General features: G+C 63.4%; 10 protein-coding genes. 2 read left to right on the top strand and 8 right to left on the bottom strand.

Features of this window, described 5'->3' with window-relative positions; genetic code table 11:
• Window positions 1-23: 23 nt before the first annotated feature.
• The 6 genes from FHW75_RS12860 to leuC form a co-directional block, all read right to left on the bottom strand.
• Window positions 24-1,028, bottom strand: coding sequence for an aspartate-semialdehyde dehydrogenase (locus FHW75_RS12860; protein WP_027609514.1), 1,005 nt, complete (start codon window positions 1,026-1,028; stop codon window positions 24-26).
• A gap of 196 nt (window positions 1,029-1,224) precedes the next feature.
• Window positions 1,225-2,337, bottom strand: coding sequence for an aspartate-semialdehyde dehydrogenase (asd, locus tag FHW75_RS12855; RefSeq protein ID WP_016715168.1), 1,113 nt, complete (start codon window positions 2,335-2,337; stop codon window positions 1,225-1,227).
• Between the two features lie 63 nt (window positions 2,338-2,400).
• Window positions 2,401-3,483, bottom strand: coding sequence for a 3-isopropylmalate dehydrogenase (gene leuB / locus FHW75_RS12850; protein WP_019098755.1), 1,083 nt, complete (start codon window positions 3,481-3,483; stop codon window positions 2,401-2,403).
• Between the two features lie 54 nt (window positions 3,484-3,537).
• Complete coding sequence (locus FHW75_RS12845) at window positions 3,538-4,302, bottom strand: class I SAM-dependent methyltransferase (protein WP_060498774.1); 765 nt, start codon at window positions 4,300-4,302, stop codon at window positions 3,538-3,540.
• 149 nt (window positions 4,303-4,451) lie between these two features.
• Complete coding sequence (gene leuD / locus FHW75_RS12840) at window positions 4,452-5,096, bottom strand: 3-isopropylmalate dehydratase small subunit (RefSeq protein ID WP_104835291.1); 645 nt, start codon at window positions 5,094-5,096, stop codon at window positions 4,452-4,454.
• Window positions 5,093-6,526, bottom strand: coding sequence for a 3-isopropylmalate dehydratase large subunit (gene leuC, locus FHW75_RS12835; protein ID WP_183673844.1), 1,434 nt, complete (start codon window positions 6,524-6,526; stop codon window positions 5,093-5,095). Before leuC ends, leuD begins: the two co-directional genes overlap by 4 nt.
• Before the next feature lie 130 nt (window positions 6,527-6,656).
• Between leuC and FHW75_RS12830 the strand changes: the two genes are divergently transcribed.
• Together FHW75_RS12830 and FHW75_RS12825 are read left to right on the top strand one after the other, a co-directional pair.
• Complete coding sequence (locus tag FHW75_RS12830) at window positions 6,657-7,532, top strand: LysR family transcriptional regulator (RefSeq protein WP_019098753.1); 876 nt, start codon at window positions 6,657-6,659, stop codon at window positions 7,530-7,532.
• A 62-nt stretch (window positions 7,533-7,594) separates the two neighbouring features.
• Entirely contained in the window at window positions 7,595-10,891 is a 3,297-nt protein-coding gene (locus FHW75_RS12825) for a PAS domain S-box protein (protein WP_019098752.1), read from the top strand.
• A 57-nt stretch (window positions 10,892-10,948) separates the two neighbouring features.
• On the opposite strand, the gene FHW75_RS12820 is transcribed toward FHW75_RS12825, so the two are convergent.
• Together FHW75_RS12820 and FHW75_RS12815 are read right to left on the bottom strand one after the other, a co-directional pair.
• Window positions 10,949-11,392 (bottom strand): Hsp20 family protein, encoded by a 444-nt coding sequence (locus FHW75_RS12820; protein ID WP_016715161.1) that lies wholly within the window; start codon window positions 11,390-11,392, stop codon window positions 10,949-10,951.
• A 223-nt stretch (window positions 11,393-11,615) separates the two neighbouring features.
• The gene (locus tag FHW75_RS12815; RefSeq protein ID WP_019098751.1) at window positions 11,616-12,590 is read right to left on the bottom strand and encodes a tRNA-dihydrouridine synthase; all 975 of its coding nucleotides are present in this window, start codon (window positions 12,588-12,590) and stop codon (window positions 11,616-11,618) included.
• Window positions 12,591-12,640 lie beyond the last annotated feature (50 nt).

Genomic DNA, 12,640 nt, shown 5'->3' with positions numbered 1-12,640 from the left:
ACAAAAGTGCTCGCCAGTATCTTTTACGGCATGTGTTTAATCAACAATTGCGCCACTTGCACGGCATTGAGCGCGGCGCCTTTGCGCACATTGTCGGTGGTCAGCCAGAGATTGAGCTGCTGGTCTTCATCAACACCGTGACGTACACGACCAACATAGACCACGTCTTGGCCTACTGCGTCACCAACCGGGGTCGGATAATCATCACGCTCCACCCGCTCTACGCTGTCGGCTGCTTCCAGGGCCTGGTTGACCGCTTCAAGGTCGACCGGGCGACGGCTCTGCACGGCCACACTGAAGCTATCGCCGAAAAACACCGGGACTTGAACGCAGCTCACGGAAATCTTCAGCTCAGGCATGCCCAGCAGCACACGCAACTCGTTGACCAGCCGGCGTTCCAGCGCCGTGTGGCCATGCTCGTCGGCCGCGCCAACCTGGGCCAGCAGGTTGAAAGCCACCTGGCGATCGAAGAAGCGCGGTTCCAGCGGCCGGGCATTGAGCAGCTCTGCCGTTTGACGGGCCAGCTCGCTGACGGCCTCACGGCCTTGTGCAGACACCGCCAGCGATGCCATTACCTGCACCCGCTCGATGTCCAGCAGGCCCTTGAGCGGTGCCAGCGCGACGGCCACGGCAACGGCGGCCGAGCACGGACTGACAATGCGTGCCGGCAGCGCCAGGCCAGCCAGGCGTTCGGCGTTGGCTTCAGGGACCAGGGCCAGGGCGTCGTCCAGGCCACCGGACAGGTCAATGACGGTGCAACCTGCTTGCAGTGCCTTGCCGGCAAAGCTGCGGCTGACTGCGGCACCTGTGGCGAAGAAAGCCAGCTTGACCTGGGCGAAGTCGAAGCTGTCCACCTCGCGCACCTTGAGCTTCTTGCCGGCGAACATCACGCTGCTGCCCGCCGATTCCATGCTGGCCAGCAGGTGCAAGGTGGCGACCGGGAAGTCCAGCTCTTCGAGGATCTGCACCAAGGCTTCACCGACGCTGCCGGTGGCGCCGACGACGGCGATATCCAAAGGGTGTGTCATGAAAGGATCCTTTTTGCTGAGAACGGCGGGGGCGGCACTTTACTCGGATTGTAGAGGTTTGTCTGTGATGGCCGTATTTTCGCCGGATAAGGGTCGCAATGGGTTGCGTAAGGGCTGCCTGGCGCTGCAAACCTCACCCCAGGCATAAAAAAACCCGCGCTGTCGCCAGCGCGGGTTTTTAATTACAGCAGAACGATCAACGCTCCAGCAGAATCCGCAGCATGCGGCGCAGCGGTTCTGCCGCGCCCCACAGCAACTGGTCGCCCACGGTGAACGCACCCAGGTACTGCGAACCCATGTTCAGCTTGCGCAGGCGGCCAACCGGGATGTTGAGGGTGCCGGTGACTTTGGTCGGGGTCAGTTCCTGCATGCTGATTTCACGCTGGTTCGGCACCAGCTTCACCCAAGGGTTGTGCTGGCTGATCATGCCTTCGATATCGGCCAGCGGCACGTCCTTGTTCAGCTTGATGGTCAGTGCCTGGCTGTGGCAGCGCATGGCGCCGATGCGCACGCAGATGCCGTCGACCGGGATCGGACTCTTGAAGCGACCGAGGATCTTGTTGGTTTCGGCCTGGGCCTTCCACTCTTCGCGGCTCTGGCCGTTCGGCAGTTCCTTGTCGATCCACGGGATCAGGCTGCCAGCCAGTGGCACACCGAAGTTCTCGGTCGGGAATGCATCACCGCGCATGGTCTCGGCAACCTTGCGGTCGATATCGAGGATGGCGCTGGCCGGGTTAGCCAGGTCATCGGCCACGGCGGCGTGGGTGGCACCCATCTGCTTGATCAGCTCGCGCATGTTCTGCGCGCCGGCACCCGAGGCTGCCTGGTAGGTCATGGCGCTCATCCATTCCACCAGGCCGGCTTCGAACAGGCCGCCCAGGCCCATCAGCATCAGGCTGACGGTGCAGTTGCCGCCGATGTAGTTCTTGGTACCGGCGTCCAGCTGCTGGTCGATGACCTTGCGGTTGACCGGGTCGAGGATGATGACCGCGTCATCCTGCATGCGCAGGGACGAAGCGGCGTCGATCCAGTAACCCTGCCAGCCGGCTTCACGCAGCTTGGGGAAGACCTCGTTGGTGTAGTCGCCGCCCTGACAGGTCAGGATCACGTCGAGGGTCTTAAGTTCTTCAATCGAATAAGCGTCCTTGAGCGGCGCTGTATCCTTGCCCACGTTCGGGCCCTGGCCGCCAACATTGGAGGTAGTGAAGAACACCGGCTCGATAAGGTCGAAGTCCTGCTCCTCCAGCATCCGCTGCATGAGCACGGAACCGACCATACCGCGCCAACCGATCAGACCTACACGTTTCATCGCAACTACACCTTTGCTAAAAGTGGGCCGCCACCGGGAATTTTGGGTGGCGGGCCAGAGAGATTACAGATTCCGCAGCGCTGCGACTACTGCGTCGCCCATTTCCTGCGTACCAACTTTGCGGCAGCCTTGCGAATGGATGTCGCCGGTGCGCAGGCCTTGGTCCAGCACCAGGCTCACGGCCTTCTCGATCGCTTCGGCGGCAGCCGACTGATTGAAGCTGTAACGCAGCATCATCGACACCGACAGGATGGTCGCCAGCGGGTTGGCAATGCCCTGGCCTGCGATGTCCGGTGCCGAGCCGTGGCACGGCTCGTACATGCCCTTGTTGTCGGCATCCAGCGACGCCGAAGGCAGCATGCCGATGGAACCGGTGAGCATGGAAGCTTCATCCGACAGAATGTCACCGAACATGTTGTCGGTCACCATCACATCGAACTGCTTGGGTGCACGCACCAGTTGCATGGCGGCGTTGTCGACGTACATGTGGCTCAGTTCCACATCCGGGTAGTCCTTGGCCACGTCTTCGACCACTTCACGCCACAGCTGGCTGGAAGCCAGTACGTTGGCTTTGTCTACCGAGCACAGCTTCTTGCCACGCACGCGGGCCATGTCGAAGCCGACACGGGCAATGCGGCGCACTTCGCTTTCGCTGTACGGCAGGGTGTCGTAGGCCTGGCGCTCGCCACCTTCCAGCTCGCGCTGGCCACGCGGGGCACCGAAGTAGATGCCGCCGGTCAGCTCACGGACGATGAGGATGTCCAGGCCCGAGACGATTTCCGGCTTCAACGACGAGGCATCGGCCAGTTGCGGGTAGAGGATGGCCGGGCGCAGGTTGGCGAACAGGCCCAGCTGCGAACGGATTTTCAGCAAGCCGCGCTCGGGGCGGATGTCGCGCTCGATCTTGTCCCACTTCGGCCCGCCCACGGCGCCCAGCAGCACGGCATCAGCCTTGCGCGCACGCTCCAGGGTTTCGTCGGCCAGCGGCACGCCGTGCTTGTCGATGGCGGCGCCACCGATCACGTCGTGCTCCAGGCTGAAGCCGAGCTGGAACTTGTCGTTGGCCAGCTCCAGCACCTTGACCGCTTCGGCCATGATTTCCGGGCCGATACCGTCACCTGGGAGAATCAGAATCTGCTTGCTCATGCTTTCCTCTATCCATTCACGCGGTGCGGCCAAACGGGCCGCACCGAAAAGTGCTTAACGCTCGGCCCACAGCACCAGCACATCGGTGCTGAACGAGCCATCGGCCTCGATCTGGTAATACTGCCGTACTTCTTCGCCCATGGCTTGCTGCAATTGGCGGATGGCCACGCGCATTGGCTCGGGGGTGCGCATGCGCTCCACCCAGCTGCCGAACTCCAGGCGCAAGGGCTGGCGGGTGTGACTGCGCACATGCAGGCCAGCCTCGCTGACCTGACGCTGCCATTCGGCGGCGGAGTAGTCGCGCACATGGCTGGTGTCACGCAGCACCTCGACCGTTTGCAGGTAGGTGTCGAGCAGCGGGCTGCCCGGCGACATCACGTCGATGAACGCCGCCACGCCACCCGGCTTGAGCACCCGGCGCACTTCGCGCAGGGCCAGGCCCAGGTCGCTCCAGTGGTGGGCCGAGTAGCGGCTGAAGACGAATTCGAACGAGGCATCGGCGAACGGCAGACGTTCGGCGGCACCGCGCTCGGTGGTGATATTGGCCAGGCCGCGCTCGGCGGCGGCACTGGCGACCACGTCGAGCATGGATTGCGACAGGTCGTAGGCGACCACTTCGCTCACCAGCGGGGCAACGTGGAAACTGACATGACCGGCACCACAGCCCAGGTCCAGCACGCGGGCATTGCCCTGCCCCGCCAGCTCGGCCTGCAGCAAGGCGAATTCACTGCCCTGGGCGTGCACGGCGCTGCTGAGGTAGGCGCTGGCCTGTTCGCCGAACTGGCGCTGGACCACGTCGGTATGGTTGGTGCTGGTCATGTCTCAATCCTTTTGGATTTGTTTTGCCTGTTCCGGCCCTTTCGCGGGCAAGCCCGCTCCCACAGGTACAGCGTTGCCCTCAGGGCTTGTGATATCCCTGTGGGAGCGGGCTTGCCCGCGAAGAGGCCGGTACTGCCATCTACCAATAATCAGGCATCGCGGAACAGCCAAGGCTGCCCGGCGCGGTGCTTGCCTTCAAAGGCCTTGATCGCATCGCTGTCCTGCAAGGTCAGGCCGATGTCGTCCAGGCCGTTGAGCAGGCAGTGCTTGCGGAACGCATCGATCTCGAAGTGCAGCACCTTGCCGTCCGGGCGGGTTACCGCCTGCGCCTGCAGGTCGATGGTCAGCTGGTAGCCCGGGTTGGCTTCGACCTGCTTGAACAACTCGTCCACTTCTTCATCGCTGAGGATGATCGGCAGCAGGCCGTTCTTGAAGCTGTTGTTGAAGAAGATGTCGGCAAAGCTCGGCGCGATGATGCTGCGGAAACCGTACTCGTCCAGCGCCCAAGGGGCGTGCTCACGGCTGGAACCGCAACCGAAGTTCTCCCGCGCCAGCAACACGCTGGCACCCTGGTAGCGTTCGTGGTTGAGCACGAACTCCTGGTTCACCGGGCGCTTGCTGTTGTCCTGGTAGGGCTGGCCCACGTCCAGGTAACGCCATTCGTCGAACAGGTTAGGGCCAAAGCCGGTGCGCTTGATCGACTTCAAAAACTGCTTGGGGATGATCTGGTCGGTGTCGACGTTGGCACGGTCCAACGGCGCGACGAGGCCAGTGTGCTGGGTAAAGGCTTTCATGCTGCGCTCCCTTGGATCAACTCGCGGACATCGATGAAGTGGCCGGCTACCGCAGCAGCGGCGGCCATGGCCGGGCTGACCAGGTGGGTACGGCCACCGGCGCCCTGACGGCCTTCGAAGTTGCGGTTGGAGGTGGACGCGCAATGCTCGCCGCTCTCCAGGCGGTCCGGGTTCATCGCCAGGCACATCGAGCAGCCTGGTTCACGCCATTCGAAACCGGCTTCGAGGAAGATCTTGTCCAGGCCTTCACGCTCGGCCTGTGCCTTGACCAGGCCCGAGCCCGGCACGACGATGGCTTGCTTGACGGTCGCGGCCACCTTGCGGCCCTTGGCGATCTCCGCCGCGGCACGCAGGTCTTCGATACGCGAGTTGGTGCACGAGCCGATGAACACGCGGTCCAGCTGGATGTCGGTGATCGCCTGGTTGGCGGTCAGCCCCATGTACTTCAAGGCGCGCTCGATCGAACCACGCTTGACCAGGTCGGCTTCGGCGGCCGGGTCCGGTAAGCGCTGGTCTACGGCCAACACCATCTCGGGCGAGGTGCCCCAGCTGACTTGCGGCTTGATCTGGCTGGCATCCAGCTCGACCACGGTGTCGAACACGGCGTCGTCATCCGACACCAGGTCTTTCCACGATTCGACTGCCTGCTTCCATTGCTCGCCCTTCGGCGCGTAAGGGCGGCCTTCGACATAGGCAACGGTGGTGGCGTCGGTCGCTACCAGGCCCACACGGGCACCGGCTTCGATGGACATGTTGCAGATGGTCATGCGGCCTTCCATCGACAACGCGCGAATGGCGCTGCCCGCGAACTCCATGGCGTGGCCGTTGCCACCGGCGGTGCCGATCTTGCCGATCACGGCCAGCACGATGTCCTTGGCGGTTACGCCGGCCGGCAACTGGCCTTCCACGCGCACCAGCATGTTCTTCATCTTCTTGGCGACCAGGCACTGTGTGGCGAGCACGTGCTCGACCTCGGAGGTGCCGATGCCATGGGCCAAGGCACCGAAGGCGCCGTGGGTGGAGGTGTGCGAGTCACCGCAGACCACGGTCATGCCGGGCAAGGTGGCACCCTGCTCCGGGCTGATGACGTGAACGATGCCCTGGCGCTCGTCGTTCATCTTGAATTCGACGATGCCGTATTCGTCACAGTTTTCGTCGAGGGTCTGCACCTGCAGGCGCGACACCTGGTCGACGATGGCCTCGATACCGCCCTTGCGCTCTGGCGTGGTCGGCACGTTGTGGTCGGGCGTGGCGATGTTGGCGTCGATGCGCCACGGTTTGCGGTTGGCCAGGCGCAGGCCTTCGAAGGCCTGGGGCGACGTCACTTCGTGAATGATGTGGCGGTCGATGTAGATCAAGGACGAGCCGTCATCACGGCGCTTGACCTCATGGGCTTCCCAGAGTTTGTCGTAGAGCGTTTTGCCAGCCATCAGACTGTTCCTCATCAGCGTCTTTCTATGCCAAAGACCCCTTGGCTTGTACGGACGATGCTATGGGGTTAGATTGAATAACTCAAATTCATAATTTTTATCCTTTGGATAACCAAGAGGAATGCGACCCTTGGACCTGGCCAACCTCAGCGCCTTCATCGCCATTGCCGAAACCGGCAGCTTCTCCGGGGCGGCTGAACGCCTGTTCCTGACCCAACCCGCCATCAGCAAGCGCATCGCCGGGCTGGAGCAGCAGCTGGATGTGCGCCTGTTCGACCGCCTGGGCCGCGAGGTGACCCTGACCGAGGCCGGACGCGCCCTGCTGCCCCGGGCCTACCAGATCCTCAACGTCCTCGATGATACCCGACGTGCGCTGACCAATTTGTCGGGGGAAGTGAGCGGTCGCCTCACCCTGGCCACCAGCCACCACATCGGCCTGCACCGCCTGCCCCCGCTATTACGGGCGTTCACCCGCCAGTTCCCGGCCGTGGCGCTGGATATTCAGTTTCTCGATTCAGAACAGGCCTACGACGAGATTCTGCATGGCCGCGCCGAAATAGCCGTGATCACCCTGGCGCCCGAGCCGCATCACCTGGTCCAGGCGGTGCCCGTGTGGGACGACGCCCTGGATTTTGTCGCCGCCCCTGAGCACCCGCTGGCCAACAATGCGGTCGGCCTGGCCGATGTGGCACGTCACCCGGCGGTGTTCCCCGGCGGCAACACCTTTACCCACCACATCGTTCAGCGCCTGTTCGAAAGCCAGGGCCTCACGCCGAACATCGCCATGAGCACCAACTACCTGGAGACCATCAAGATGATGGTGTCGATCGGCCTGGCCTGGAGCGTGCTGCCGCGCACCATGCTCGACGAACAGGTTGCACCCATCGCTTTGCCCGGCATACAGCTGTCGCGCCAGCTAGGCTACATTTTGCACACGGAGCGTACGCTATCGAACGCGGCCAGGGCATTCATGGCCCTGCTCGACAGCCACGCGGGGCCCGCCTGACCGGCCGTCAGCCAGGTATTTCCATATCCAAGGACGCGTCATACGCCAAAGGTCTGGTACCGATGCCCAAATCAGCAAACCGCTTTTTGCGCCTACCGCGTATTCCTGCGGCCGACCCCCAGGAGTCCGAACAGGCCTGGCAGAACGCCCCACAACTGCTGGCCGCGCTGAACGGGGCCCGGTTAGGGGCATGGCTGTGGGATATTGAAAGCGGCCGTGTCAGCTGGTCACGGGGCACCCAGGCCCTGTTCGGCTTCGACCCGCAGCGCCCGCTGCCTGCTGATGTCGACTACCTCGACCTGCTGCCCGAAGAAGACCGCGCCCGCACGCGACAGGTGTTCCAGGCGGTGTTCAACGGCGAGCCGGTGGAACAGGCCATGCGTCATCGCATCCGTTGGCCGGACGGCAGCCTGCACTGGCTAGAGATCAACGGCAGCCTGACCCACGACCCGCATGGCCGGCCGCAGATGATCGGGGTAATCCGCGAAATCACCCGCCAGCGCGAGCGGGAAACCGCCCTGATCAATTCGGAAAAGCGCTTTGCCACCCTGTTCCACCTCAGCCCCAACGCCATTTTGCTCACCCGCCGCCACGACGGCATGATTTTCGAGGTCAATCAGCACTTCGAAGACATGTTCGGCTGGCCTGGCAGCCAGGTGATCGGCAAGACCAGCCTGGAGCTGGGCCTGTGGGTCAACCCCGAACAACGCCACCAGGTGATGGAGTCGACCCGTGCCAACGGCGGCCCGTTGATCATGGAGGTGCAGTTCCGCGCCACCAGCGGCAAGGTGCATGACGGCATCCTCTGCACCCAGGGCATCGAACTGGAAGGCGTGACCTTTCTGATCAGTACCTTCGTCGACACCACCGAGCGCAAGCGCGCCGAGCAGGCCCTGAAGGACAGCCAGGAGCGCCTGGACCTGGCCCTGGATTCGGCGCAGCTGGGCACCTGGGACTGGCATATCCCCAGCGGCATGCTCTACGGCTCTGCCCGGGCCGCGCAGTTGCACGGCCTACCGCCCATTCCCTTTCATGAGTCGTTCGATGCCTTTTTCGAAGGGGTACCGGAGCAGGAGCGCAACTCGATGCGTCAGGCCTACCGCAGCCTGCGCGAAGGGCCCGCCGGCAACTATCAGATCACCTACCGGGTGCAACTGGAGAACGGCATTTCGCGCTATATAGAAAGCCGCGCACGCCTGTACCGCGACGAACAAGGCAACCCGCTGCGCATGGCCGGCACGCTGCTCGACATCACCGACCAGGTGGAGCGCGAACAGCGCCTGAGCGCCTCGGAAGAGAAGTTCGCCAGCCTGTTCCAGGTCAGCCCCGACCCGATCTGCGTCACTCGCCAGGACACCGGTCAGTTCATCGAGATCAACCCGGCGTTCACCCAGACCTTCGGCTGGGGCAGCGAGCAGGTGCTTGGTCGCACCGCAGAGGAAATCGGCCTCTGGGCCGAGTCCATCGAGCGTGCGCAACGTATCGAGCGGGTGATCCGCGAACAGGCCTTGAGCAACGTCGCCGTGGTGGTCAACCACCGCAATGGCGCCCCCCTGACGTGCGTGATTTCCAGCCGCCTGATCACCGTCGATGACCAGCCGTGCAGCGTGACCACCCTGCGCGACATTACCCAGCAGCAACGCGCCGAAGCGGCACTGAAGTCCAGCGAGGAGAAGTTCGCCAAGGCCTTCCACTCCAGCCCCGACGCCATCACCATCACCGAACGCCATAGCGGCCGCTACCTGGAAATCAACGATGGCTTCTGCCGCCTGACGGGCTACAGCGCGGCCGAGGTGGTCGGCCACACGGTGTACGAGATCGGCATCTGGGCGGACGACAAGCAGCGCAGCGCGCTGCTGGCCGAGCTACGCGAACGCGGCCGCGTGCATCACCGGGAGATGCTCGGGCGCAACAAGCGTGGCGATATCCTCACCGTGGAAGTCTCGGTCGAGCCGATCACCCTCAACGAGGTGGACTGCCTGCTGCTGACCGCCCGTGACGTCAGCCAGCTGAAAAATGCCCAGGCGCAGATTCGCCACCTGGCCTACCACGACCCGCTGACCAACCTGCCCAACCGCGCCCTGCTGATGGACCGCCTGAGCCAGCAGATCGCCCTGCTCAAGCGCCACAACCTGCGCGGCGCCCTGCTGTTCCTCGACCTTGACCACTTCAAGCACATCAACGACTCGCTGGGCCATCCGGTGGGCGACACGGTGCTGAAGATCATCACCGCCCGCCTGGAGGCCAGCGTGCGTCTGGAAGACACCGTGGCGCGGCTGGGTGGCGACGAGTTCGTGGTACTGCTCAGCGGCCTGGAAGGCAGCCGCGAACAGGTAGAGGAAAAAGTGCGCGAACTGGCCGACACCCTGCGCGAACTGCTGGCCGAACCGATGTCGCTGGATGGCCAGCGGCTGCAGGTAACGCCCAGTATCGGCGTGGCGCTGATCCCTGACCACGGCGCTACCCCGGCCGATTTGCTCAAGCGTGCCGACATTGCCCTGTACCGGGCCAAGGACTCCGGGCGCAACACCACCCAGCTGTTCCACACCACCATGCAGAAAGCCGCCAGCGAGCGCTTGCGCATGGAAAACGACCTGCGCCTGGCCTTGGCCCGTGGCGAACTGGCGCTGCACTTCCAGCCCCAGGTGGATGCCCGCGACAACCGCATCGTCGGGGCTGAAGTGCTGCTGCGCTGGCACCACCCGCAACTGGGTCAGCAACCACCTGGGCAGTTCATCCAGGTGCTGGAGGAAAGCGGCCTGATTCTGGAAGTTGGCAGCTGGATCCTCGATGAAGCCTGCGATGCTTGCGCGCGCATGCTGACCGACGGGCTGATCAACGCGGATGATTTCAGCCTGTGCGTGAACATCAGCCCGCGGCAGTTCCGTCAGAACGACTTTGTCGGGCGGGTACTGCGCAGCCTGGACGACTATCGCCTGCCTCGGCACATGCTCAAGCTGGAAATCACCGAAGGCATCGTGATCCAGAACCTGGAAGACACCATCAGCAAGATGCGCGAACTCAAGCGCTTCGGGGTGAGCTTTGCCATGGATGACTTTGGCACCGGTTATTCCTCACTCACCTACCTCAAGCGCCTGCCGGTGGATGCGCTGAAGATCGACCAGACCTTCGTACGCGACGCGCCGGTCGACCCCAACGACGCGGAAATCGTGCGCGCCATCGTTGCCATGGCCCGCAGCCTGGACCTGGCCGTGATTGCCGAGGGGGTAGAACTGACCGAACAATTGGAGTTCCTCGAGCGGTTGGGCTGCCACTTGTACCAGGGATACCTGCACAGCCGGCCATTGCCGTTGCCGGAGTTTCGGCAGATGTTGCTGGAGGCGCCGGCGGGTTACTGAACCGGCCTGCAAACGCAAGAAGGGCACCCGAGGGTGCCCTTCTTCACTGCAGCGCGATCAGTTCAGCGCTGGCTTGTCACCATTGATCGGGATGCGCTTGGCCTTGGCTTCTTCAGGCACGATGCGCAGCAGGTCGATGCTGAGCAGGCCATTGGCCAGGCCGGCGGCCTTCACTTCGATATGGTCGGCCAGGCGGAACGACAGCTTGAAGGCGCGTTGCGCGATACCTTGGTGCAGGTAGGTCACTTCAGCGGCGCCATCGTCGCGCTTGCCACCGGTCACGGTCAGGACGCCTTTTTCGACTTGCAGGTCGAGGTCCTGCTCCTGGAAACCGGCTGCGGCAACTACGATGCGATAGTGGTCATCGCCATGCTTTTCCACGTTGTAGGGCGGGTAGCTGCTACCGGCCTCGTTACGTGCCGCAGACTCGAACAGGTCGTTGAAACGGTCGAAACCTACGGAATGGCGGAACAGGGGTGCGAGAGAGAAAGCGGTAGTCATGGTCATAAACTCCTGAGAATCAGCAAGTAAGTCATTACGCGACCCGACTTCGGCATCGCGTACTCAAGAGATATGGCCGGTGGAAATGCTTTCAAGGGGCACGTAGAAAAAATCTGAAATCAGTGCAGCCCTCTTCGCGGGTACGCCCTCTCCCACAGATCACCACAGGCCTCAAGACCGGCGCAATACCTGTGGGAACTGGCTTGCCGACGATAGGGCCGGATCAGGCTACACAGGTTTCCAGAGCTTGAGCCTCAACAATCCCCAGCAACCGGCTGATCCGCGCACAGTCATCTTCCCGGCGCAGCTCGGCAAACAGCACCACCGCTTCGGGATAACTGCGAGTCAGCATCGCCAACCACTGCTTCATCCGCCCCGGCGCATAGCGCGGCGACAGCTTGTGCTGAGCCTGGCGCCAGAACTCGCGTAGCAGCGGCAGCAGGTCATCCCAGCTCATCGGCTGATAATCGCGGCCGTCACGCGCCGCCGCAATCTGCAGACCCAGGTCGGGGCGCGACACCAGCCCACGACCCAGCATGATGTCTTCAGCCCCACTGACCTCGCGGCAACGTCGCCAGTCGTCGACAGTCCAGATCTCGCCATTGGCGAACACCGGCACCTTCACCACATCCTGCACCCGCGCCACCCACTCCCAGTGTGCCGGCGGTTTGTAGCCTTCGACTTTGGTCCGCGCATGCACCACCAGATGCGCCGAGCCGCCTTCGGCCAGCGCCGTGGCACACTCCAGCGCACCATCAGGGCTGTCGAAGCCCAGGCGCATCTTCGACGTCACCGGGATATCTGCCGGCACGGCACGGCGCACTTCGCGCACGATGGCGTGCAGCAGTTCCGGCTCCTTGAGCAGCACGGCACCACCCCGCGACTTGTTCACGGTCTTGGCCGGGCAGCCAAAGTTCAGATCGATCACCGGCGCGCCCAGTTCGCAGGCCAGCGCGGCGTTTTCCGCCAGACATACCGGGTCCGAACCCAGCAACTGCACACGCATGGGCACCCCGGCAGCCGTGCGCGCCCCCTGGCGCAGCTCGGGCGCCAGCTTGTCGAACGAAGAAGGCGGCAGCAGGCGGTCGCACACACGAATGAACTCGGTGACGCACCAGTCGATGCCGCCCACGCGGGTCAGTACGTCGCGCAGGATGTTGTCGACCAGCCCCTCCATGGGGGCCAGGGCAATTTGCATGTCGGGGTCTCGGCAGAAAAAGCCGGCAGTCTAACAAAAATTGCCGGGGT

This window comes from Pseudomonas sp. OG7 (assembly GCF_014192825.1).
GTDB classification, from domain to species: domain Bacteria; phylum Pseudomonadota; class Gammaproteobacteria; order Pseudomonadales; family Pseudomonadaceae; genus Aquipseudomonas; species Aquipseudomonas monteilii.
This window is presented reverse-complemented; position numbering and strand designations above follow the sequence as displayed.